The sequence below is a fragment of the Bdellovibrio sp. HCB290 genome (assembly GCF_047305925.1).
Taxonomy (GTDB): domain Bacteria; phylum Bdellovibrionota; class Bdellovibrionia; order Bdellovibrionales; family Bdellovibrionaceae; genus Bdellovibrio.
The window spans coordinates 729,244-751,517 of sequence record NZ_CP178620.1 but is presented as its reverse complement, the minus strand read 5'-3'; the positions used below and the strand labels follow the sequence as shown (position 1 = coordinate 751,517).

Below are 22,274 nucleotides of genomic sequence, written 5' to 3'. Positions count from 1 at the left end.
TGGAGCCCATGATCGGAGCCGAACCGACGACCTCACCCTTACCAAGGGTGTGCTCTACCACTGAGCTACATGGGCATCTGAAAATTGGAGCGGGAAACGGGTCTCGAACCCGCAACCCTCTGCTTGGAAGGCAGATACTCTAGCCAATTGAGCTATTCCCGCCCATTACAGAAACCCTAATTTCCCCGAGAAAATATTTAAAAAAATGGTGGGCAGGGAAGGATTCGAACCTTCGTAAGCGTAAGCTAACGGATTTACAGTCCGTCCCCTTTAGCCACTCGGGCACCTACCCATTTTTTTTAAATACTTACTCAGAGAAATTTGGAGCTGGTTATGGGACTCGAACCCGCAACCTGCTGATTACAAATCAGCTGCTCTACCAATTGAGCTAAACCAGCATCACTGAGATAACCGAAAGAGTTATAGTGGAAAAAATCTACATTCGTCAAAGATAATTATTTGTCGGACTGCGATTTTTTGCGATTTCCGCGCACCGCGTGCTGCCTTAAAGTCTCCGTCAAGGCCATGGCCGTGGCGACAGACGCATTATAAGATGCAGAAGCACTCGTTTGCGGAATGAAGACTAATTCATCACAAAGGCGTTCTGTTGTCACTCTCAAACCTTTGTCTTCAGCGCCGATTGCCCAAATTACTTTTTCAGGCAGATCTAATTCGAAAATCGATCGCTTTCCGCGGGGGCTTAAACCATAAATCCAATACCCTTTTTCTTTTAATGTTTCCGCGTACTTACTAAAGTTAGTTGTGGCTTCAACAGGCACATGCTCTACCCCACCGCAGGCCACTTTATGAACTGTCGGGGTTAGACCCACTGCGCGGTCCTCTGGAATAAATACACCTTTAACGTTGGTCAGCCATGACGTTCTTAGAATCGCACCCAAGTTGTGCGGATCTTCGATACCGTCCAGCATCAAAAGAATAGAAGTATCCAAACTTCCCACGTGGTCTAGGTCCAGTCCCGGCCCACCTTCAACGAAAAGTGCCGCACCTTGATGCGATGAACCGAATTTATCGATCACTTGCTCCTGACGAATCTCGGGAGTGATGTGATGCTTGCGAGCCATCTCTTCTAGTTCGCGCAAATCAGCAGAAGTTTCCCAACCATTCTTAAGCCACATCCCTTTGACCTTTTTAGGGCGCATAAAAAGAGCTTCTTTGATGGCGTGATTACCGACGACAATACGCCACTCGCGTGGAATGGAATTTTCAGAGCGAGAACCGCCTTGCTGAGGGCGAGCTCCACCTTGCGGGCGACCACCTTGTTGAGGGCGTCCTCCCTGAGAACGACCGCCCTGAGAGGATTTTGGAGAATTGCTTTTTGAGCCGCTGCCAGAGCGGAAATTATTCTTTTTCATTCATCGCCATCACAAATTGATTTGCTGCTTGTTTGATATCTTTTGCCTCTAAAATCGGACGACCTACCACAAGTGCAGAAGCCCCTTTTTCAAGTGCTTCCTGCGGACCCATGATTCGCTTTTGATCGCCGGAGTCGTTCATACTAAAGCGAATTCCCGGCGTGACAAGATAGAGACCGCGATTTTGTAAAAGGTCCAGTTCATGAGGAGAGCAAACCACGCCATTTATTCCAGAATTTTGAACCAAACTCGCCAATTCAGTAACGTGCTGAGAGATCGACTGAGGTTTCATCACGGACGGCAATGAATTTTGATCCCAGGAGGTCAGGATTGTTACGGCCAGCACCTTGAACGGGCGCTGCTTATTCAGCTCTGCTTCGACCGCAGCTACCCTTTTCAGAGCCTCTGCACCACTTAGCGCATGAACTGTGACCAATGAGGCACCGGCATCGAAACTGGCGCGAACCGCAGCCTCCATGGTTGAAGGAATATCGAAGTGCTTATTATCCATAAAGATCGGAGCGCGCTGCGAGAGCTCCTGAACGAACTCCAGCCCATAACGTAAACACAAACGTGGGCCGACTTTGATTCCACCGATAATATCACCGACCTGATCGGCGATTCTCAAAGCCTGATCGCGGGTGTCCACATCAAGCGCAAGAATGACTGGATTTTTCATGGGATGAGAGCGCAGGTTTTTATTCATGAATAACTCCTGCACTCCACCCTCTCATAAACTCAGAAACAGGTCATTTGTTTTCGACGATTATCAGAGTGTTCCAACCCATGACCCGGATCGGATTTCCATTAACGTCGCGGGCCACGCGACCGTTTTCATTAAACAAGGGAACCAGCTTTTTGGGTTGCGCTGTCACTTTATTCCAAATGATCAGAGCATTATCGCGGTGAAGTCGGACACAGCCCCCGGAAGCACGCGTACCCAGCTCTTTATAGTGATCTGGCGTCGTTGCATGCACGGCCACACCACCATTAAAGAACATCGCAAATTCCATATGCGCTTTCCATGTATAGGAATAGTGTTTCAGCACCAGCTTATACGGTGAGTAAGTGCCGGTTGGAGTGACCGTCCAATACCAACGGCCGCTTTTTGCTTGTTCATACTTTTCCCGACCCGTCGAAACCAGCCAATTCGCGATCAGCACCCCGTTCTCCATAACTTGCATCTGCTGGGCTGTGGGACCGATCGGCGCCTTGTTGATGCGAAGGACGATGGCATACTCTCTATAGACATCAATTCCATCCTGAGACGCGATGATTTCCGGATCGATCACGGCTGCGCGCATTTCTGTTCGCGGAGCGCCGATCTCGTTCGCAATCTCTTCGGTGGTCATGAGGTCATCAAGGGGTTCGGAATATTTCGGCGACGGTGGTTTGATGGAGACTTCATCGTCGGTGGCGTACAAACTTGGGGAAAAACCTGAAACGAGCAACAACAAGGATAAAGCTAAGGCTTTCATAGAAATCCCTCCTGTTATTGGCTTTATGGAACAATCCCTAGTTCAGAATCAGAATCTGCTCAGTTACGAGAGTCGTCAAAGCGAATAAAAAAACGGAGGGAAAATCCCTCCGTTCGCCAAATTTCTAAGTGTTTTGAAATCAGGTTTTCGCTCTTTTTAAGGACCTTGGCCCCTTAATTTGCGAGGGAATTCCACGAATCCCTTTACTGGCCTAACTTTGAACGCCGTCAAATTGGTTGAGACGCTTTTAGTAAGACTTCGCGAACAGCACCCATTTCGTGGCTGGCTTGCCAGAGAAGATGCAGTTTCCGCTGATGGGCTCTTGTTTAAGTGGAGCACAACGTGGAGTTACTTTCAGCTGGCCTAACAAATCATGACCGATACCCTCTTCACACCATGGAACCAATGCGAAACCTGGGGCTGAATTTTCTTCGCCTTTAAAGTGTGCTTCGAATTCTTTAAGGTCTGTGATTTTTTTGATGTTGCTGTCGCGGAACGCTTTGGCTCTTTCAAACAAACCGTCCTGGATTTCCTGCAACAAAGCACTGATGCCCTGAACGAAAGCATCGCGGGCTTGGCCGGCTTTTTCTTTCGGGCCTTTGTCACGACGGCCGACGAAGACTTCGCCTTTCGCCATATCACGAGGACCTACTTCCACGCGCACAGGAACACCTTGCTTGATGTACTGCCATGCTTTATCGCCGCCACGGATGTCGCGGTCGTCGACTTTCACGCGGATGGAACCACCATTATAGTTTTGAGATTTTACTTCTTTAGCCAGGCTGTTTACGTATTCCAATACCTGCGCTTTTTCAGCGTCGTTACGATAGATTGGTACGATCACAACGTGCAGAGGAGCGATTCTTGGCGGCACCACGAAGCCGTTATCGTCTGAATGAGTCATGATCAAACCACCGATAAGACGAGTTGAAACACCCCATGAAGTTGTCCATGCAGTTTCTTCTTTACCCTCGGCGCTCAAGTATTTAATACCGGAAGCTTTTGCGAAGTTCTGACCCAAGAAGTGAGACGTGCCCGCTTGAAGAGCTTTTTTATCCTGCATAAGCGCTTCGATCGTGTACGTATCAACCGCACCCGGGAAACGCTCGTCAGAGGTTTTCATACCTTTAATTACTGGCATCGCCATGTATTGCTCTGCAAAGTCAGCGTAAACGTCCAACATCTGCAAAGTTTCCTCTTGGGCTTCTTTGGCAGTCGCGTGAACTGTATGGCCTTCTTGCCACAGGAACTCTGCCGTTCTTAGGAACATGCGCGTGCGCATTTCCCATCTCATCACGTTACACCATTGATTGATCAAAACAGGAAGGTCACGGTAGGACTTCACCCATTTTGCGAATTGATGACCGATGATGGTTTCAGAAGTAGGACGGATGATAAGCGGCTCTTCAAGCTCGCCATCCGGAACCAGTTTGCCATTGCCATCACCTTTCAAGCGGTGGTGAGTAACGACAGCGCATTCCTTCGCGAAGCCTTCAACGTGTTCAGCTTCTTTTTCCAGGAAGCTTAGTGGAATAAGCAATGGGAAGTAAGCATTCACGTGGCCCGTATCTTTGAACATACGATCCAATACCGCTTGCATGTTTTCCCAAACAGCGTAGCCCCAGGGTTTGATCACCATGCAACCACGGACCGGAGAGTTTTCGGCCATATCAGCTGCGGTGATAACTTGTTGGTACCACTCAGGGTAATTTTCAGAGCGTGTTGGTTTAATTGCTGTATCTGACATTTGCTATTCCTTAAATATCTTTTGTACTGGCCATAAGGACACTAAATGTCTTTAGTGTCTATGCCGTAGGCTTTAATTTTTCTGTGAAGGTAACTTCGCTCAAGACCGATGACTTCAGCGGTTTTAGAGATATTCCCGCCGTTTTCGTTGATCTTACGAAGAAGGTATTCTTTTTCGAACTGAGCACGGGCATCGCGGAACGTGGACAGGTCCTGCATTTCAAAGCCCTGCTCATCGTCCTTGTCGATCAAGCCTGCGAAACGCAGATCATGAACGTCAACGAACTCGCCCGGAGTCAGAATATAAACGCGCTCGATAAAGTTTTTCAATTCGCGCACATTGCCAGTCCATTGATAGGCCAACATTTTATTCATGGCCTGCTCGCTGATGGCTTTTTTGGGATAACCGCTTTCAGATGCAACATTGTCTGAAAAATAAGAGACCAAAACCGGGATATCCTCGGGGTGCTCACGAAGGGCCGGGACACGGAATGGAATCACGTTCAGACGGTAATACAGGTCCTCGCGGAAGCGGCCTTCCTTAACTTCTTTATCCAGATCTTTCGATGAAGCCGCGATCACACGCACATCGTTTTCGATCAGCTCAGAGCCGCCGACACGACGGTATTTTTTGTCATCCAGGTAAGTTAGGAGTTTTGCCTGAGCGTCTTTGTTCATTTCGCTGATTTCAGCAATGTACAGTGTCCCGCCGTGGGCCAAATCCAATTTGCCTTTTTTAGCACGCTCCACGCCTGGCATCGCACCTTTTTCGATACCGAAGATTTCTGCTTCCAAAAGATCTTCCGGAATACCGCCACAATTGATTTCAACAAAGGGACGGCTGGCGCGAGTGCTTAAGTAATGAATATTTTGAGCCACAAGCTCTTTGCCAGTACCGGCTTCACCTTGGATCAAAACCCAGGAGTTTGTCGGCGCCACGCGCGCGATCACTTGTTTGGTGGCCACGATAGACGGAGCTTCACCGACAAGAGCGATGGATTTGCGAAGCTTGTTCAGCAACAGGGCTTTTTCTTCCTTCTGTTGTTGGTAGCTTAGAATATTTGAGATCACGATCAGGATTTTATCCATGGAAAGTGGTTTTTCGATGAAATCCCAGGCACCCAACTTGGTGGCTTTAACCGCAGTTTCAATAGTTCCGTGACCGGAAATCATCACGAACTCGACATTCGGAAATTCCTTGCGTGAACGAGTCAGAACTTCAATACCGTCGATATTTCCGGGCATCCAGATATCCTGGAAGACCACATCGGGCTGAACATCTTTGATCGCCTGCAGGCCAGACTCCCCGTCATGCGCCAGGAAAACCTGATAGCCTTCGTCTCTTAAAGAAGCTGAGAGCACATCACGAATCGGTGCTTCGTCGTCAATAATCAGAATTTTTGTAGATAGAGCCGCCATCACGGACCTTCTTTCTTATTCTTCAGCGGGCTTCCACGCGCCCACTTCGTTTACAGGAACTTCGATCACGAGTTTCAAACCTTTGGGTTCATTTGCAGTCGCGCGAATAAATCCATTGTGATCCTCGATGATCCTTTTCACGATAGGTAAGCCTAAACCAGTTCCGCCCTCTTTTGTAGAGTAGTACGGCTCAAAAATACGGTTTCTTTGATCTGCTGACACCCCGTCTCCATTATCGGCGACGGTCATACGCATAGTTTTAATATCTTTGTCATAACGTGTGGCTATTTGGACAGCTGGTTGTGGTTCTTTAGCCACAGCAGCTACAGCGTTATCCACAAGATTCACCAAAACCCGGCGAATTTGATCGGGATCAAACTTAAACTCCGGCAGCTCCCCGTCAGGAAGGAAATCAAACTTAACTTGCGGATGTGCCTGACGATATAGCCCCAGGGATTCCTCGATCACAGAGTTAAAGTTTGCAACAACCGGGCGCGCCTGAGGAAGACGGGCAAAGTTGCTGAACTCGTTCACCAGATTTTTCAATCCATCAACTTGTTTTACGATCATTGTCGTACATTCACTGAATGCAGGATCCGTGATCGAAGCACCAAATTTTCTTTGAAGACGTTCTGCGGAAAGCTTGATGGGCGTCAATGGATTCTTGATTTCATGGGCAATACGACGGGCCACTTCGGTCCATGCTGCAGACCTTTGGGCATTCACGATCGGTGTCATGTCGTCGAATACCAGAACCTTACCGACGGCTTCGCCTTTATCATCCTTAAGGATGGAAAGACTCATTTGCAGAGGCACGGCTTCGCCTTGCACGTTCAGTCGGAATTCTTTTTGAATGCTTTCGATCTTGTGATCCTGCATGGTTTTCAGCAGTTCCGCAAAGGTGCGGAAGTATTCCAAGGTCAAAAGTTCGCGAACTGACTTCCCGATGTAGCGATCCGCATCGACTTTTAACAGTTGGGCCGCATGACGGTTGATCGTAGAAATACGACCATTCTGATCCACGGAAATCACACCGGTGTTCACGTTACGCAATACTATATCCGTGTATCGAGCGTGCTGATCCAGCTCCTCGAGGGTGTTTTCCAGCGTAACGGTCATCTGATTAAAGCTTGAAATCAAATCGTTGATTTCCTCGGAGCCGGACTTGATTTCCACCGGAGTGTAATCGCCCCCAGCCACACGGCGGGTTGCACGCCCCAATTGGACAATCGGAATGGAAAGCTGTTTGGCCAGATAAAATCCAAACCAGGTCGCAGCCAACAGGATTACGAAGGTCATCAGTACCAGGATGATCAGATAAATTGATTTCAGCGGATATTCCAAAGGATTGATATCGCGGAATTCATCGTAGGCCGTTGAGATGTCATCCATCTTACTGACCAATGAAAGCGGCAGAAAACTTGAGACCACGATGGCGCCCTTATCAGCGCCCTCTTTGACCGGAACGATCACACGAACCAGATTGCCATCCCCGAATTGATGGATGATAGAGGCCTCGGCCTGAACTTTGATACCTTTTTGCAGAAACTCAAGAGAGACGGCCGGCACCGTGGGAACAGTGTCATCCTCTGCGGAAACCACAACGCGCTTCCCAAACAACGATGGATAGTACTCCACCGCATCCAGACTGAATTCTTTGCGCAGCTGTTCGACCTTGTGTTTGATGTCGTTCGAGTTATTCAACGGACGAATGGAGTCCGCAATTTGATGGGCAAAGTGGTAGTTCTTCTTTTTGGCGTTAAAATAATAGGCATTGGTGACTTCGATAGAGCTTTTTAAGACTCCGGCCATTTTAACGCTGAACCATTTGTCGAAGCTGGAATTGATATAGAACACCGAAATGATGAACATCAGAACGGTTGGGATAAAACTGAACGCCACGAATGCGGCGATCAGTTTTGCCTTCAGACTGCTGCCGAACAACTTCCCTTGCCGCTCGACGAAGACCTTCACGATGTTTCGGAAAATCATGAACAAAAGAAGCAACAGCAGGATGATATTGAAATTTACCAGACCGAAGAAAAAGATACTATGAACGAAGGGAAGTTGCTGGCTGGTTGCGAACAGTCTGATTTCAAACCAGGTCAGCAATACGAACAGAAAAGAGACGACAAGTACGATGAAGATTTCGCGTCTTCTTTTTTTATGTTCCGCGGGACCATGTGGAAGAAAATCATCACCGGAAGTTTCGCTCACCAACAATTCCTTTTGTAAGGCCACGGCTTCCTGATCAGCCGGAAAAAATCCGTGGCCATTGAGACTACAATGCTAAATTACTTTTTTCCTTTTTTCGCGGATTTTTTTGCTTTCGCAGGAGCTTTCTTGGCAGCTTTTGCTGCTTTTGCCGCCTTAGGAGCTTTGGCTTTTGGAGCCGGCTGCGCCGCGATCATTTCCGCTGTTTTCAAAGTCGCAGGGATTTCACCCACAAGACCGATCATTTCCATAACCACTTGTGCTGCTTCCTCGCCTTTGTTCATGTGCTCAGCGCTGCCTGTGCGAGCGATAGCTTGCTCTTCGTTTTCAGTCGTCAATACGCCGAAACCGATTGGTTTTTTATAATCAAGCATCAAACGAGTCAGACCGTCTGTTACCGAGTTGCAGACATAATCGTAGTGCGAAGTTTCCCCACGAATAACAGCACCCAACGCCACAACACCATCACAACCTGCATCCAGGAATGCCTGGCAAGCCAATGGGATTTCCACTGCACCCGGAACCAAAGCAGCGTAGATTTCCACGCCCTCGCAAGACTCAAGGTAAGAGATTGCACCCTCTTCAAGCTTTTGAGTGATTTCTGAATTCCAACGTGCTGTTACCACACCAACTTTGATGTTTGCCATTATTGAGCCCCTTTAAGATTTTCAATTGCTACAATTTCAACGATTTCTAAATCAAATGCCTTCAAGCCGACTTTTTTCTCGGGCTTGTTGGTGATCAGGCGGATTTTATTCGCGCCGATCTCGCGCAGAATTTGCGCACCGATACCGTAATCACGCTCGTCCATCAACGGAGTGGAGGGACGAAGATCTTCCATGCCGACCAAGGCTTGAAGTTCCTGTGTAAGACCATGGACACGGTTGTTACCACGAAGAAGAACGAAGGCACCACTGCCCGCCTCTTCGATCATCTTCAGGCTTTCCACCACGGACGATCCGCCTCTTTGCACGACAGCCATAAAGTCACGGGTGAAGTTGTCGACGTGCACACGGATCAAGGCAGGCTTGTCTTTTACGATCTCGCCTTTTTGAATGACCAAATGCTCAAGACCATCCACCGTCGAACGGAAGACGCGCGCCTGATAACCTTCGCCGAAAGACGCAGGCAAAGGAATGCTGACAAGTTCTTCAACCAAAGTTTCATTCGCCAGACGATATGCGATCAAATCAACGATCGTACCGATTTTAAGTCCGTGCTTTTTCGCGAACTCTTTCAAGTCCGGAACGCGCGCCATAGTTCCATCTGGATTCATGACCTCACAGATGACCGCTGCAGGATTCAATCCCGCCATGCGAGCCAGATCAACGCTGGCTTCAGTGTGACCTGCGCGCTTTAGCACTCCGCCTTGTTGCGCGCGAATTGGGAAGATATGTCCTGGCATGTGAACGTCAGCAGGTTTCGCGTGAGGGTTGGCTGCGACCTTACAAGTGTGTGCACGGTCCGCTGCGGAAATACCTGTAGAAATGCCTTCGGCTGCTTCGATGGAAACGGTGAAAGCGGTTTTATTTGGTGCGTAGTTGTACTCATCACGAACCATCAATGGCAGCTGCAGGCGGTCCATTTGTTGCGGCGTCATACACAGACATACCAGGCCGCGGGCTTCAGAAATCATGAAATTGATCGCTTGCGCATTCACGTGATCCGTCGCCAGGATCAGATCACCTTCGTTTTCACGATCCTCATCGTCCACCAGGATTACGATTTTTCCTGCTCTGACATCATCAAGAATTTCCGGGATTGTATTGAATTCCATTACTGGTCCTTCTTCACTTCCAAAGAACGTTGGATCGCGCGAGCCATATAATCCGGCTCCACATTAATTTTACTTCCAATTTTCAAGTCACCCAAATTGGTGCGCTTGAGTGTCTCAGGGATCAGACACACTGACACGGTGTTTTTATCCAGATCATTCACTGTCAGGCTGACGCCGTTCAATGTGATGCTGCCCTTTTTCCAAACGTAGGGAAGAATCGTGTCCTGAACTTTAACGTCCAAAAAGAACGACTCGCCCAAAAGCTCTGCTCTTGTCACAGAGCCCAAACTATCGACGTGACCTGTTACCAAATGACCATGGATACGGTCACCGAAACGCAAAGATCTCTCTAAATTGACCTTTTTACCAATCCAGCTAGTGGGATTCCACTCGAGAATCTTGATGGTTTCGGCCGCCAGCGCGAAAGTCATTTGCTGATCATCATAGGCTTCAACGGTCAAACAAACACCATCACAGGCAATGCTGTCGCCAAGCTTTAAATCATTGAATTCAGATGGCTTTTTAATTTTTACGCGATAGGCATTTTGGAGCTCTTCCGAGCTTTCAATAGGCATAACGGATTCGACGATTCCAGAAAACATAAGGGCCCCTGCTTGAATGGGCTGGAAACTACCCCTTCAAAGGAAAAATGGCAAGAAATGCCTCCTATTTTCACTGTGTTGAAAGCCCGGAAAGCCGCAATTTCATTGACCCTGCCCCCCGCAGCTTCGGATGATGAAATCATGAAAAAACTTATAAGCATTCTATTGGTACTTGGTGGTTTGATTTCCAGCCCCGCGGGCGCACAAAACCTGACTTATGATTTAAGTGGCGGCGTTGGCACCTACAATGGCAACACCTACACCGAAATCGACGTCGGTTTGAACTGGTACCTGACCAACTACTTGAACTGGCGAAACTCCCTTTTTACGCAATTCGGCAGCAGCATTGATAATGTGTATGGCTTGGATACCGCGGCGATCTTTGGAACCAGCTTCTATAACGACGGCGGCAAATTCGGCATCGAAGGGTTTGCCGGGCCCGGTTTGCGGTTCGCCAATGAGGACGCGAGTGGTTACTTTGGTAAGGCCGGTTTGATTTTTGCCATCGGTGGCCTGCGAATTGGTGGCGGCGCCCAGGTAACAAAGTACTATGATACCCGCCGAGACAAGTTCGGATTTAAAATGCCAGACGAAGAAGTGCAGTATTTCATCATACTTTCGGGTGGTGGCAATTTGTAAGGAGCTGCAAAATGAAGGAAGGGAAAGACATCATCGCTGAAAGTCCTGCCTTCCTTTCCGCTCTGAATCTGGCCCGCAAAGTCGCTGAAAGCACCTCGAGCATCCTGATCACCGGCGAAAGTGGGACCGGCAAAGAGATCATCGCACAATACATTCATACTTTAAGCACCCGGCGCTCCAAAGGATTCGTTGCCTTGAATTGCGCTGCCATCCCTGATCATCTGTTAGAGTCAGAGCTTTTCGGTTATGCACGCGGCGCCTTTTCAGGTGCGATCGCAAACAAGGCCGGACTTTTTGAAGAAGCCGAAGGCGGTACTCTTTTTTTAGATGAAATTGCCGACATGGATATTGGCCTGCAGGCAAAAATTCTGCGGGTTCTGCAGGAACGCAAAATAAAACGACTGGGGGAGAATAGCTTTCGCCCCATTAATATTCGCGTGATTGCGGCAACCCATCAGAATCTGGATCGTGCTGTTCAACAAAAGAAATTTCGCGAAGATCTATTCTTTCGCCTGAACGTGATCTCTATCAACGTGCCGGCGTTGCGGGAGCGAACTGAAGATATTCTTCCCTTAGCCCAGCACTTTCTTGGAAAGTACTCGATACAAAACTCGAAGAGGTTATTGGGAATCACCCCTGCCGCCCACCAGTATCTTTTGAACCAAAGCTGGCCGGGAAATGTTCGCGAGCTGGAAAATCGCATCGAGCGCGCGGTGGTGCTAGCCGCAAACTCACACATCGAAGTTGAAGATCTTCATCCACGAGCCAGCGAAATATCAAAACAAAAACAAAACACTTTGAATTTTCTGCGCGAAAAAACGCGTGAAGAAGCCGCCCCCTTGCTGCTGCCAATCGAGGAAATGAATCAGCTCTATATCGAGTATGCTTTGTCCATCAACAAAGGTGCAAAAGAAAAGACCGCCCGTGATTTAGGAATTGATCGAAAAACTCTTTACAGAAAACTTGGCAAACGCCACTCGGCTTTGTGATAGTTGGCATCTGAATTGCTTATCCTTAAATTAGTAACACCCACTGAGGAGGTTTGCATGTTACGGGCTGCAATCGCATTTTTCATTCTGGCAATCGTGGCATTCGTTCTGGGCGCAAATGGCATTGCGGGACTGTCTATGGAAGTCGGCCGCATGTTGTTGATCGTGTTCCTGGTCTTAGCCGTTATCAGTTTCTTTGTGAATATGATCGGCCGTAAAGGACCAAGGTAGCTCACTAAGGGACAAAATGCCCCGCAGGCAGGGAAAGACTCCTCGGGGCAATCTGACTCGAAGGCCCACTTACGAAGTGCGCTTTCGCAAACAAAAAAGGGCTTCCATTCTGGAAACCCTTTGCATCAATTTAAAATTCGAACTGGGACTATCTTCTGCCAGATGAATTTCTGTCTGAGCTATTTTGAGAAGATCTTTGGGAATCTTTATTCGAAGAAGTCGAATCACGACGGCTTGAATTTGAAGATTCACGGCGCATATCTTCTGCTCTGTTGCCGGATTTATCTGTAGATGAAGAATTAGGTCTGTTTTTATCGATGCCCATTTAGGTTCTCCTGTTAGATAGGCAAGCATCATTGCTTGCCTATCCCAGGTGTTAGCGAAACCCGTGCCAACAATTACATTGTCAATTGATTGCCATCGGCCTTCACTTCCACAGTGTCACCAGCTTTTACGTTACCGCTGATGATTTTTTTGGACAGGGGATTTAGCAATTCATTTTGAATCACCCGCTTCAAAGGACGTGCCCCATAAATCGGATCGTAACCTTTGCGTGCCAACAATTCGACTGCGTCTTTACTGAATGAAATACCAATTTTTTTGCCTTTCAGTCTTTGCGCAACCAAATCCAACTGCACTTGAACAATTCCGGCAATCTTATCTTCGCCCAATGAATGATAGATCACCACTTCATCGATACGATTTAAAAACTCGGGACGGAAATGCTCGCGAAGTGCTTCGGTCACGGCTTTTTGCTTTTGCTCTTCTGACATCTTCGGATCCAAAATCGAATGCGAACCCACATTCGAAGTCATGATCAACACAGTATTTTTGAAGTCCACAGTACGACCTTGACCATCAGTCAGACGACCATCATCCAAGACCTGAAGCAAAATATTGAATACATCCGGATGGGCCTTTTCAACTTCATCCAATAGCACCACGCTGTAAGGTCTGCGACGTACGGCTTCAGTCAATTGCCCGCCCTCTTCATAACCCACATATCCCGGAGGAGCACCAACCAGTCTCGAGACCGCGTGTTTCTCCATGTATTCACTCATGTCGATTCGCACCACGGCCTGCTCGTCATCGAACAAGAACTCGGCCAGGGCTTTGACCGTTTCGGTTTTACCCACGCCTGTGGGCCCCAGGAACATAAATGTACCAATGGGACGATTGGGATCCGATATTTCTGCACGAGCGCGACGAATTGCATCTGCAACCACGGTCAAGGCGTGATCCTGCCCCACGACACGTTTTTTTAATTGTTCTTCCATGTGCAACAGCTTTTGAGTTTCACTTTCAAGCATCTTGCTGACTGGAACACCTGTCCACTTGGCAACAACTTCGGCCACGTCTTCCGGCGTGACTTCTTCTTTCAGCATGCGACTTTCGCTGCCGGTTTGCTCTTTACTGCGCTCTTCCATAGCTTTGATTTTTTTCTCGGTCTCTGGAAGTTTGCCGTATTTAAGTTCCGCGGCCTTGCCCAGATCACCTTCGCGTTCAGCCTTGGCAATTGCCACCTTGATATCTTCGATATCGGCCTTCAACTGCTTGATCTGTGTGATGCCACCTTTTTCAAACTCCCATTGCTCACGCAGGAGCTGATTCTTAGCGCTCAAGGCAGTGATCTCTTTGTCGATCACAGTAATGCGATCTTTGGCTTCCTGCTCTTTTTCTTTTTTAAGGGCCTCTTTTTCGATACGCAACTGCATCAGTTCGCGCTCGATTTTATCGACCTCTTCCGGCACAGAACGCGTTTCAATTCCCAGTTTACTTGCGGCTTCGTCAATCAAGTCGATTGCTTTGTCCGGCAAAAATCTATTCGTGATATAACGACGGGATAGCTTCACCGCTGCAACCAACGCAGAGTCTGTGATACGAATGCCATGATGGACTTCGTACTTTTCTTTTAAGCCACGCAAAATGGTAATTGCATCCTCTTCGCTGGGTTCTTCGACCATAACAGTCTGGAAGCGACGTTCAAGGGCGGCGTCTTTTTCGATGTATTTGCGATACTCATCCAAAGTCGTCGCTCCGATACAGCGAAGCTCACCACGGGCCAGGGCTGGTTTTAACAACTGACCTGCATCCATGGCACCATCGGTTTTACCTGCACCCACCAAAGTATGAAGCTCATCGATAAACAGAATGATCTGTCCATCACTTGTGGTCACTTCTTTGATCACGGCCTTTAAGCGATCCTCGAATTCGCCACGATACTTTGCGCCGGCAATCAATGCGCCCATATCCAGGGACATTAATTTTTTACCGATCAAGTTGTCAGGCACATCGTGTTTCAAAATTCGCAGGGCCAGACCTTCGGCAATGGCCGTTTTTCCCACGCCCGGCTCACCAATCAAAACAGGATTGTTCTTTGTACGACGGGACAAAACCTGCACCACACGACGAATTTCTTCATCACGTCCGACCACAGGATCCAATTTTCCCTCTGCAGCCAAGGCCGTCAGATCACGGGCGTACTTGGCCAAAACCTCGTACTTGTTTTCCGGATCATCATCAGTCACTTTTTGGCTGCCGCGCATTTCGCGCAACGCAGCCTTTACCTTGTCAGCATTCAGGTTATATTTTTTGAAAAACGCAGCCATCTCACTGTCGGTGCCCTTAAGCATCGCCAAAAAGAAGTGCTCTGTTGAAATATAGGAATCGCCCCACTCGTCCGCTTCCACTTCGGAGCCTTTAAATATCTTTTCCAGGCGCGGACTTGCGAATTGTTTTTGGCCTCCGCCACTTACAGTGGGGAATCTGTCGATTTTCTTACGAAGTTCGCTCAGGAAATCAGCTTGGGCGACGTTTAGTTTATCCAATAGGCGAGGGATGATCCCTTCACTTTGCTGAACCAGTTCCAGCAAAAGATGTTCAGGCTCAACAGAGGGGTTTGACTTGCGCTCAGCCAGCTTTGCAGCGGCCTGCATGGCCTCTTGGCTTTTTCGCGTCATTTTTTCAATATCGTTGCTCATAGCTCCTCCATCTGAAATAAGAATGAGGTCTATTTTGCCAATGTCAACTCTAAGGACTTTAGAAAATGCCCAATAAAACGCCTGGCATAGTTAATCCTAAAGGAAAAGGTAAATCCAAGCCTCGCATCCGTCCGTCCATTCACAAAGACCGGGTCAATCCTGCTGATTTTTTGAAGTACGATACGCGTTTTTCCTGCGAAGATTGTACGCATTTTGCTAGTGAAACTGTGACCTGCACCATTGGATATGACACCAAACACCACCTTAAAGCGGTGCAAACCCACCAATACGAATTGGCGGGCAATATGGCCTTTTGCCGCTTCATTGAAATCGTTTAAAGATCCTGCCGCAGAGTCTTTTTCCCAGGGCTTTATCCAGCTTATGGGTCTTGTTGCCACTTTTTTATAAGAATAATAACTTCCCACCAATGTCCGATCGGAATAATTGACATCCCTTTCGTCGAGTCATGCGTCCGTTTTCCCTCTGAAAGTATTGTATCTTAGTGATTCAGGACAATCCTTCGTCTGGAATTCAAGCTCTGCCCAATGGCCAGTATTGTTTAAAAAAGACAAAACCCGCCTCACGTCCTGTCAAGACTCCCATTCAGAACCCGATCTTATTCACATCAAAGATTCACTCAGAAGGAGTCAAGAGAGATGGTCACTCTCTTGCTAATACCGAAAGGAGGGCCTTCAAGGATGAAATAAAAATGAACAACAGATTGTTCAAAGCTGTGCGCTGGAACAAGAGGTTGAGAAACCGAAAAACATTTAGCACAGCATGGTCCCAAAGGCTAAAGCACAGACTCGGATGTCGGTGCCGGGCAAGCAGAAGTAGGTTCTGCTCTCCCAAAAACACAATCAAGGAAGGTTATGAATATGAAAAATAAATTTTAACGGAGGATTTTAAAATGGGAATGAGAGTAACAACAAACATCGCTGCAATTAACGCTCAAAGAAACTTGGTTGGTTCACAAAGAACTATCAACGATTCAATGGCAAAATTGGCTTCTGGTAGCCGTATCAATAAAGCTGCTGACGACGCTGCAGGTTTGGCGATTTCTGAAAGCTTCAAAGCTCAGATCCGCTCTGCTGCACAAGCTCAACGCAATGCGAACGATGGTATCTCCATGGTTCAAACTGCTGAGGGTGGCTTGAATGAAATCGGTAACATCATCGTTCGTCTACGTGAGCTTGGTATCCAGGCTTCTTCTGACACTATCGGTGATAAAGAGCGCGGCATGTTGAATAAAGAGGTTGTTCAACTTAAAGACGAGATGCAACGTATCGCTAACGTTACAACTTGGGGTACTACGAAATTGTTGGATGGTTCTTCACCAAGCTTCGATTTCCAAGTAGGTATCCGTAACAATGCTGAAGAAGATCGTATCTCCTTCAAAGCAAGCGAAAACGTAGCTACTTTGGACTCTTTGGGTCTAGGTGGTCTAGACTTCTCTTCTAAAGAAGGTGCTCAAGATGCTCTTGCTAAACTTGATGACGCTCAAACGTCTGTGAATGGTACTCGCGCTAACCTTGGTGCCCTTCAAAATCGTTTGACTTCAACTGTTGATAACTTGGGTGTTGCTCAAGAGAACATGTCTGCTGCTAACTCACGTATCCGTGATACTGACGTAGCTCAGGCTTCTTCTGAGATGACTCGTAACAACATCTTGTTGCAAGCTGGTACTTCAACTTTGGCTCAAGCGAACCAAACTAACCAATTGGCTTTGAAACTAATCGGTTAATTTCGGCTCAACGGACTGAACGAAGTTACTTAAAGAACTTAAACCCGGTAAGGAAACTTGCCGGGTTTTTTATTTTTCATGTAATATCATATACTTAGTCTAAAACTCGACACTCCTCCCCGTCGTCCACAGATGCCTTCCAAGTGTGTCCCTTGAGTAAAAACTTTTGTTCGCTGGATATATTTCCCAAATGAAATGCGCCTTTCCCATTCGGGACCAGACCAAATGTTGAGAATCTATTTTGAATTGCCTCACCTGCCAAACCTCGTTAGTCTATGAGAGCATTAGACCATTTACATACGACTACCTCGAGGGAGCAACGCCATGGCAAAGAAAAAAGCAAAAGCAAAACCTGCAAAAAAAGTAACTAAGAAAGCTGCTAAACCAGCTAAGAAAGTAGCTAAAAAAGCTGCTAAACCGGCAAAGAAAGCTGCTAAAAAAGCTGCTCCTAAAAAAGCCGCTAAAAAAGTAACTAAGAAAGCTGCTAAGCCAGCGAAAAAAGCTGCTCCTAAAAAGGTTGCTGCTAAAAAAGCCGCTCCTAAGAAAGCCGCTAAAAAAGCTGCTCCGAAAAAAGCGGCAGCTCCTAAAGCTAAAAAAGAAAAAGTAGCTAAACCAGTAGCCGCTGTTGCTCCAGTGGAAATCGCTTCTGATTTCGACGATGAAACAGAAATGGACACTATGGTTGATATCGAAGAAGAAGCTGTAAGTTCTGACGACGAGTGGAACGACGAAGAAGAAGCTTCTGAAAAATCCGAAGATTCATTCGAAGACATGGAAGACGAAGAGTCTGAAGACGACATGCAAGAATCTTCTGATGACGACGATGAAGATGACGAAGATGAAGACGAAGAGGGCGAAGGCTACTTCTAATCATTAATTGCACATCGCAATCAAAAAAAAGGGAGTCAACGACTCCCTTTTTTATTATCATCGCTTCATGTACAAACACTTGTATCAAAGATTTATTGAAGCGAACCCTGCCCTGCTCCATTTCGCCTGCCACAGCCATCACTATTGGGCCGATGTCAGTCGCGAGGCTCAGCTGCAATATTGGGACGATTCAGCAAAACATGTCGACGACAAATGGAATCACATCTTTTCCGTGAAGGTTCCTCAGGCTCAGCGATTAATTGCTGAAGTTCTAAATCTTTCTCACCCACACCAGCTGGTGTTTGCGCCAAACACCCACGAATTTGTATTCCGTCTTTTAAGTTCCTTGGACTGGAATCAAAAGATCCGTGTCCTTACAACAGACTCGGAATTTTACTCCTTTGACCGCCAGATCAATCGTCTTTCCGAACTGCCACAGTTCGAAGTCGTCAAAGTTCCTACTTTACCCTTCGAAACTTTTCATGAACGCTTTGAACAGGCGATGGAATCCGCCGACTGGAATCTTATTTTTGTCAGCCATGTGTTTTTCAATTCAGGCCTGGTCTGCGATGTTGAGCGACTGGCTAAAGATGCTCCGTCGGAATGTCCTTTTATTATTGATGGATATCATTCCTTTATGGCGGTGCCCTTAAATCTAAAACCCATTGAAGACCGGGTATTCTATTTGGCGGGTTCCTATAAGTATGCGCAAGGCGGTGAAGGATGTTGCTTCCTTTATGTTCCCCCGGCAACTCGCCACCGCCCGATGTACACGGGATGGTTTGCTGAGCTTTCAAAACTTTCTGCCATTGGCAATGAAGTGGGCTATCCAATGGATGCCTATCAATATGCCGGAAGCACCATGGACTTTTCAGCGCTGTATCGCCTGATTGCCACTTTAGAGAAGTTCAAAGATCAGGGACTTTCCATCACAAAAATCCACACACTTGTTCAACAGAACCAAATGCTTTTTTTGGATGAAGTCGACAAGCTGGAGCATCCACTGGTTAATCGCCAAAACCTGATCGCGGTGGATTTAAGCAATCACGGGCATTTTTTAACCTTCAATCTTCCAAATACTGAAAAGACAACTGAACTGGTTAAAAAAATGAAAACCCGGGGTCTTGTGACAGACTCCCGGGGTTCTCGTTTAAGATTCGGTTTTGGATTGTATCACGACGCTGCCGACATCAAAGCGGCCGTCGCGAAAATCTGATTACTCAACTTCTGGAAGGTCTGTGTAAACAGTGCCGGATGCTGGTTGAGATTCGTATACGGGTTCCGCCTGAGTCGGTTGTTGCTGGCGTGGCGCCGTGTAACCAGAAGATCTGCCACCGTAGTTGTTAACCAAGTCATCGATGGATTCCTGAACGATTTGCTCATCTGACTTGCGCAAGAAGTCCGCGCCATTCGTTACCATGTTTTGTGGGCGATAGAATTGGTTCGGGCAGTTGCGCACTGCTTGTTCAGCAGATTGACCTTGTTGTTGAACCTGGTTGAATGCGCAGTTTAGGAAATGAGAATCCGTACCTGCAGAGCAGACTTCAGCTGCCGTGATAGCTTTTTGCTTTGGAGCCAATTGGCTAGTACCCAATGGCAAACCGATGATTGTCATATTTGCCATACAAGCTGCATAGCCCAGACCGTCTTCACGAAGTCCGGAATAACAGGAGCGCTGAACCTGGCCTACGTCAGTAAAACCAATGCGAACAAGTTCGTTCACGCACGCTGTGTATTGTTGTGAGTTTTGAGACATGGATGCCATGCTCATGGAAGCACTCAAAGTAACAACTGCTGTTGCGATAAAGACTTTAAATGATTTCATAGTTCCGCCTTACTACGCCCGCTAGGGGCAAAAAGTTAGTATTTCAACATCACTTTACAAAGCAGAATTCAGGCCAGCCCCTAATTGAAATAAATGCACAGCCAGGTGTAAACGGACTCGACAGAGACAATCCCCGCCGCCCGGAGGTAACAGTTACCTCAAAAAGAAAAGGCCTGTCGAGGGAAGAGAGAGGAACCCCGACAGGCCTTTAGAATACTATTTAGTTGTGAGACCTAATCTGCAGACTACTTAGCAGGCTTCGTGTGAACTGCGAATTTTTCGAACTCGCCGTACTCATGAAGTTTGTTATAAAGAGTCTTGATCGTGATACCCAAGTTGTTAGCCGCTTGAGTTTTGTTACCACCGAAATGCTGAAGAGCCTTAAGGATGTAACGCTTTTCAAGATCGTGCAAAGTCATGTTTGGATCGTATTCGATCACGTCTTTTTGAGTCTCAGGGTTTCTGATGTTCTCTGGAAGATCGTTCAACATGATCATGTGACCATCAGACAAAATCTGAAGGCGTTCACACACATTTTGCAACTCACGGATATTACCCGGCCACTCGTACTTCATCAAAATCTTCATCGCGTCTTCAGAAACTGAACGACCACGGTTCAAGTATGCATGCTGAGAGTTGTTCAGGAAGTGGTTGATCAATGAAGGAATGTCTTCCTTACGACGACGAAGTGGCGGAGCACTTACAACGATCGTATTGATACGATAGAACAAGTCTTCACGGAAATTACCGCGAACAACTTCTTGATCCAACTCACGGTTCGTCGCACAGATCAAACGGATGTCTACTTTGATTGGCTCTTTGCCGCCTACGCGGAACATTTCGCCTTCCTGGATGAAGCGCAAAAGCTTAGCCTGGATAGCTGGATCCAATTCACCGATTTCGTCCAGGAACAATGTTCCACCGTTAGCAGCTTCAGCCAAACCGATTTTACGGTTGTAAGCGCCAGTGAAAGAACCTTTTTCGTGACCGAATAGCTCTGATTCAAGCAATGTCTCACGAAGAGCACCGCAGTTGATTGCGATAAATGGTTTGTTTTTACGGCTTGAACGATCATGGATAGAACGAGCGATCAACTCCTTACCTGTACCTGACTCACCAAGTACCAGGATGTTTGCGCCCGATGGAGCTACGCGATCGATCATCTTCATCAGATTGCCCATAACTTCGGAAGTGTAGACGATAGTCTTGTTTTCCATCACTTTGGAAGTTGTGTTTGTATTCCACATGACTTGGTTAGCATTCTGAGAAGAGGGCAGGATCGTAGAATTGTTATCGTTCATGGCTCCACCTTTCGGTAACGTTCTTCATAAGAGGTTTTGGATGCTGTCTCACTTTGAATGACTCAGTGTGAGACGCCTCCGACGCATTGAGTTATAACCTTAGTCCTGTACCTTTTTCAATAAAAAAAATGCATGGCGTTATATTTTTTTTAGCCGCCATGCCCGGAGCCGATACTTCAGGGTGCTTATGAGCAAGGCTTTTGAGCTTTCTAAAAACATAGATAAATACCTGAAATACATGACTTTTGTTAAGTCTGCCTCCCCCCTCACAATCAAGCACTACACCCTGGATTTGCAGCAGGCATTTGATTTGGATAAAAAGTCACAATCTGAGAAAAACTCATGGTCCGAGGCCGAATTAATGGGTTCGGTGAGGGCCGCTTTCAACCGTTGGGCCTCCCTTTCCCTGGCTTCCCGGAACCGAAAAGCTGCCACTTTGAAGAGTTTTTTTAACTGGGCCTATACGGAAGAGAATCTGCTGGAGCGGAATCTCGCGATACAGGTGGTGTGCCCGAAGGTGCCTCGCAAGCTGCCGCATTTCTTGAGTGTTGATGAAGCACTTGCCGTGCTTCACACCTTTGATCGTGAACATCAAGTGCCCTTGAATGAGAAAGTTTTGTTCTTACTTCTTTACGGTGGTGGTCTGCGTATCAGCGAAGCCTGCAATCTGCGTTGGGAGTCCGTGCAACTACCGCAAAAAACTTTGCGCGTGCTAGGTAAGGGAAACAAAGAACGTGTGGTCGCGCTTCCCCAGATGACGGTGCAGGTTCTGCAGCGCTGGAAAAAGGAATGTGGCTTTGATGATTTTGTTTTCGGTGAAAAACCGCTGGTGCAAAGAACTGCTTACGACATGGTTCGAAAGAGCGGGCAACGCGCAGGACTTCTTAAGCCACTTCATCCCCACGCACTACGACATAGTTTTGCCACTCACCTTTTATCAAGCGGTGCAAACTTAAGAACGCTTCAGGAAATGCTTGGCCATGAAAGCCTGCAGGCTACAGAAAAATACACGCATCTGGGCATCGATCAATTAGCACGAACGATGGAGTCCCTTCATCCCCTTGGCAAAGGAAAATCCTAAAATA

At 47.3% G+C, this 22,274-nt stretch carries 21 protein-coding genes and 4 tRNA genes; 8 read left to right on the top strand and 17 right to left on the bottom strand.

The annotated features are described in order from the left end of the window. The 13 genes from ACLVWU_RS03715 to ACLVWU_RS03655 all read right to left on the bottom strand — a co-directional run bounded on the left by ACLVWU_RS03715 (position 1) and on the right by ACLVWU_RS03655 (position 10,609). Positions 1–75, bottom strand: a tRNA-Thr gene (locus ACLVWU_RS03715). Positions 76–85: 10 nt separating this feature from the next. Continuing rightward, positions 86–162, bottom strand: a tRNA-Gly gene (locus ACLVWU_RS03710). Between the two features lie 44 nt (positions 163–206). Then, a tRNA-Tyr gene (locus ACLVWU_RS03705) sits at positions 207–292 on the bottom strand. A gap of 30 nt (positions 293–322) precedes the next feature. Further along, positions 323–398 (bottom strand) — tRNA-Thr (locus ACLVWU_RS03700). A gap of 57 nt (positions 399–455) precedes the next feature. Next, on the bottom strand, positions 456–1,373 hold the full coding sequence (locus ACLVWU_RS03695) for a TrmH family RNA methyltransferase (protein WP_413577430.1): 918 nt from the start codon (positions 1,371–1,373) through the stop codon (positions 456–458). Further along, positions 1,360–2,079, bottom strand: a complete 720-nt coding sequence (gene pyrF / locus ACLVWU_RS03690; protein ID WP_413577429.1) for an orotidine-5'-phosphate decarboxylase — start codon at positions 2,077–2,079, stop codon at positions 1,360–1,362. Before pyrF ends, ACLVWU_RS03695 begins: the two co-directional genes overlap by 14 nt. Positions 2,080–2,122: 43 nt before the next feature. Continuing rightward, positions 2,123–2,851, bottom strand: a complete 729-nt coding sequence (locus tag ACLVWU_RS03685; protein WP_413577428.1) for a L,D-transpeptidase — start codon at positions 2,849–2,851, stop codon at positions 2,123–2,125. 247 nt (positions 2,852–3,098) lie between these two features. Further along, on the bottom strand, positions 3,099–4,598 hold the full coding sequence (proS, locus tag ACLVWU_RS03680; protein ID WP_413577426.1) for a proline--tRNA ligase: 1,500 nt from the start codon (positions 4,596–4,598) through the stop codon (positions 3,099–3,101). 41 nt (positions 4,599–4,639) lie between these two features. Next, on the bottom strand, positions 4,640–6,016 hold the full coding sequence (locus ACLVWU_RS03675; RefSeq protein WP_413577425.1) for a sigma-54-dependent transcriptional regulator: 1,377 nt from the start codon (positions 6,014–6,016) through the stop codon (positions 4,640–4,642). Between the two features lie 15 nt (positions 6,017–6,031). Continuing rightward, on the bottom strand, positions 6,032–8,257 hold the full coding sequence (locus ACLVWU_RS03670; protein ID WP_413577423.1) for a sensor histidine kinase: 2,226 nt from the start codon (positions 8,255–8,257) through the stop codon (positions 6,032–6,034). A 53-nt stretch (positions 8,258–8,310) separates the two neighbouring features. Then, on the bottom strand, positions 8,311–8,877 hold the full coding sequence (ribH, locus tag ACLVWU_RS03665; RefSeq protein ID WP_413577422.1) for a 6,7-dimethyl-8-ribityllumazine synthase: 567 nt from the start codon (positions 8,875–8,877) through the stop codon (positions 8,311–8,313). After that, positions 8,877–10,007 carry a 3,4-dihydroxy-2-butanone-4-phosphate synthase gene (ribB, locus tag ACLVWU_RS03660; RefSeq protein WP_413577421.1) on the bottom strand — a complete coding sequence of 377 codons (1,131 nt, stop codon included), beginning with the start codon at positions 10,005–10,007 and terminating at the stop codon, positions 8,877–8,879. The genes ribH and ribB overlap by 1 nt, the downstream gene beginning before the upstream one ends. Continuing rightward, the gene (locus ACLVWU_RS03655) at positions 10,007–10,609 is read right to left on the bottom strand and encodes a riboflavin synthase (protein WP_413577419.1); all 603 of its coding nucleotides are present in this window, start codon (positions 10,607–10,609) and stop codon (positions 10,007–10,009) included. Before ACLVWU_RS03655 ends, ribB begins: the two co-directional genes overlap by 1 nt. Positions 10,610–10,750: 141 nt before the next feature. On the opposite strand from ACLVWU_RS03655, the gene ACLVWU_RS03650 reads away from it, so the two are divergent. From ACLVWU_RS03650 to ACLVWU_RS03640, 3 genes are read left to right on the top strand one after another with little or no spacing between them, the layout of a single operon-like run. Then, the gene (locus tag ACLVWU_RS03650) at positions 10,751–11,248 is read left to right on the top strand and encodes a hypothetical protein (RefSeq protein ID WP_413577417.1); all 498 of its coding nucleotides are present in this window, start codon (positions 10,751–10,753) and stop codon (positions 11,246–11,248) included. Positions 11,249–11,259: 11 nt separating this feature from the next. Further along, on the top strand, positions 11,260–12,237 hold the full coding sequence (locus tag ACLVWU_RS03645) for a sigma-54 interaction domain-containing protein (RefSeq protein ID WP_413577415.1): 978 nt from the start codon (positions 11,260–11,262) through the stop codon (positions 12,235–12,237). A 57-nt stretch (positions 12,238–12,294) separates the two neighbouring features. Further along, positions 12,295–12,468 carry a DUF1328 domain-containing protein gene (locus ACLVWU_RS03640; protein ID WP_413577414.1) on the top strand — a complete coding sequence of 58 codons (174 nt, stop codon included), beginning with the start codon at positions 12,295–12,297 and terminating at the stop codon, positions 12,466–12,468. 148 nt (positions 12,469–12,616) lie between these two features. On the opposite strand, the gene ACLVWU_RS03635 is transcribed toward ACLVWU_RS03640, so the two are convergent. Both ACLVWU_RS03635 and clpB read right to left on the bottom strand, forming a co-directional pair. Next, positions 12,617–12,793: a hypothetical protein gene (locus ACLVWU_RS03635; protein WP_413577413.1), complete on the bottom strand. Its 177-nt coding sequence runs from the start codon at positions 12,791–12,793 to the stop codon at positions 12,617–12,619. 73 nt (positions 12,794–12,866) lie between these two features. Further along, positions 12,867–15,449, bottom strand: a complete 2,583-nt coding sequence (gene clpB, locus ACLVWU_RS03630) for an ATP-dependent chaperone ClpB (RefSeq protein ID WP_413577412.1) — start codon at positions 15,447–15,449, stop codon at positions 12,867–12,869. Positions 15,450–15,514: 65 nt separating this feature from the next. Here clpB and ACLVWU_RS03625 point away from each other — a divergent pair, with 65 nt between their 5' ends. The 4 genes from ACLVWU_RS03625 (at position 15,515) to ACLVWU_RS03610 (ending at position 19,279) form a co-directional block, all read left to right on the top strand. Further along, positions 15,515–15,787, top strand: coding sequence for a hypothetical protein (locus ACLVWU_RS03625; protein WP_413577411.1), 273 nt, complete (start codon positions 15,515–15,517; stop codon positions 15,785–15,787). Between the two features lie 572 nt (positions 15,788–16,359). After that, positions 16,360–17,193, top strand: coding sequence for a flagellin (locus tag ACLVWU_RS03620; protein ID WP_413577408.1), 834 nt, complete (start codon positions 16,360–16,362; stop codon positions 17,191–17,193). Positions 17,194–17,517: 324 nt separating this feature from the next. Beyond that, a complete protein-coding gene (locus ACLVWU_RS03615) occupies positions 17,518–18,063 on the top strand; it encodes a hypothetical protein (protein WP_413577406.1) in 546 nt (181 codons plus the stop codon). A 67-nt stretch (positions 18,064–18,130) separates the two neighbouring features. Then, on the top strand, positions 18,131–19,279 hold the full coding sequence (locus tag ACLVWU_RS03610; protein ID WP_413577403.1) for a selenocysteine lyase: 1,149 nt from the start codon (positions 18,131–18,133) through the stop codon (positions 19,277–19,279). On the opposite strand, the gene ACLVWU_RS03605 is transcribed toward ACLVWU_RS03610, so the two are convergent. Both ACLVWU_RS03605 and ACLVWU_RS03600 read right to left on the bottom strand, forming a co-directional pair. Then, positions 19,280–19,888: a hypothetical protein gene (locus tag ACLVWU_RS03605; RefSeq protein ID WP_413577400.1), complete on the bottom strand. Its 609-nt coding sequence runs from the start codon at positions 19,886–19,888 to the stop codon at positions 19,280–19,282. It abuts the gene before it with no gap. A 245-nt stretch (positions 19,889–20,133) separates the two neighbouring features. Beyond that, positions 20,134–21,189, bottom strand: a complete 1,056-nt coding sequence (locus ACLVWU_RS03600; protein WP_413577398.1) for a sigma-54 interaction domain-containing protein — start codon at positions 21,187–21,189, stop codon at positions 20,134–20,136. Between the two features lie 187 nt (positions 21,190–21,376). On the opposite strand from ACLVWU_RS03600, the gene ACLVWU_RS03595 reads away from it, so the two are divergent. Then, positions 21,377–22,270, top strand: coding sequence for a tyrosine-type recombinase/integrase (locus ACLVWU_RS03595; protein WP_413577395.1), 894 nt, complete (start codon positions 21,377–21,379; stop codon positions 22,268–22,270). The last annotated feature ends 4 nt before the right edge of the window (positions 22,271–22,274 follow it).

Bases quoted from the DNA above. Each gene is read 5' to 3' on its own strand.
- ACLVWU_RS03695 (WP_413577430.1), bottom strand. From the start codon at position 1,373: ATGAAAAAGAATAATTTCCGCTCTGGCAGCGGCTCAAAAAGCAATTCT.
- pyrF (WP_413577429.1), bottom strand. From the start codon at position 2,079: ATGAATAAAAACCTGCGCTCTCATCCCATGAAAAATCCAGTCATTCTT.
- ACLVWU_RS03685 (WP_413577428.1), bottom strand. From the start codon at position 2,851: ATGAAAGCCTTAGCTTTATCCTTGTTGTTGCTCGTTTCAGGTTTTTCC.
- proS (WP_413577426.1), bottom strand. From the start codon at position 4,598: ATGTCAGATACAGCAATTAAACCAACACGCTCTGAAAATTACCCTGAG.
- ACLVWU_RS03675 (WP_413577425.1), bottom strand. From the start codon at position 6,016: ATGGCGGCTCTATCTACAAAAATTCTGATTATTGACGACGAAGCACCG.
- ribH (WP_413577422.1), bottom strand. From the start codon at position 8,877: ATGGCAAACATCAAAGTTGGTGTGGTAACAGCACGTTGGAATTCAGAA.
- ribB (WP_413577421.1), bottom strand. From the start codon at position 10,007: ATGGAATTCAATACAATCCCGGAAATTCTTGATGATGTCAGAGCAGGA.
- ACLVWU_RS03655 (WP_413577419.1), bottom strand. From the start codon at position 10,609: ATGTTTTCTGGAATCGTCGAATCCGTTATGCCTATTGAAAGCTCGGAA.
- ACLVWU_RS03650 (WP_413577417.1), top strand. From the start codon at position 10,751: ATGAAAAAACTTATAAGCATTCTATTGGTACTTGGTGGTTTGATTTCC.
- ACLVWU_RS03645 (WP_413577415.1), top strand. From the start codon at position 11,260: ATGAAGGAAGGGAAAGACATCATCGCTGAAAGTCCTGCCTTCCTTTCC.
- ACLVWU_RS03640 (WP_413577414.1), top strand. From the start codon at position 12,295: ATGTTACGGGCTGCAATCGCATTTTTCATTCTGGCAATCGTGGCATTC.
- ACLVWU_RS03635 (WP_413577413.1), bottom strand. From the start codon at position 12,793: ATGGGCATCGATAAAAACAGACCTAATTCTTCATCTACAGATAAATCC.
- clpB (WP_413577412.1), bottom strand. From the start codon at position 15,449: ATGAGCAACGATATTGAAAAAATGACGCGAAAAAGCCAAGAGGCCATG.
- ACLVWU_RS03625 (WP_413577411.1), top strand. From the start codon at position 15,515: ATGCCCAATAAAACGCCTGGCATAGTTAATCCTAAAGGAAAAGGTAAA.
- ACLVWU_RS03620 (WP_413577408.1), top strand. From the start codon at position 16,360: ATGGGAATGAGAGTAACAACAAACATCGCTGCAATTAACGCTCAAAGA.
- ACLVWU_RS03615 (WP_413577406.1), top strand. From the start codon at position 17,518: ATGGCAAAGAAAAAAGCAAAAGCAAAACCTGCAAAAAAAGTAACTAAG.
- ACLVWU_RS03610 (WP_413577403.1), top strand. From the start codon at position 18,131: ATGTACAAACACTTGTATCAAAGATTTATTGAAGCGAACCCTGCCCTG.
- ACLVWU_RS03605 (WP_413577400.1), bottom strand. From the start codon at position 19,888: ATGAAATCATTTAAAGTCTTTATCGCAACAGCAGTTGTTACTTTGAGT.
- ACLVWU_RS03600 (WP_413577398.1), bottom strand. From the start codon at position 21,189: ATGAACGATAACAATTCTACGATCCTGCCCTCTTCTCAGAATGCTAAC.
- ACLVWU_RS03595 (WP_413577395.1), top strand. From the start codon at position 21,377: ATGAGCAAGGCTTTTGAGCTTTCTAAAAACATAGATAAATACCTGAAA.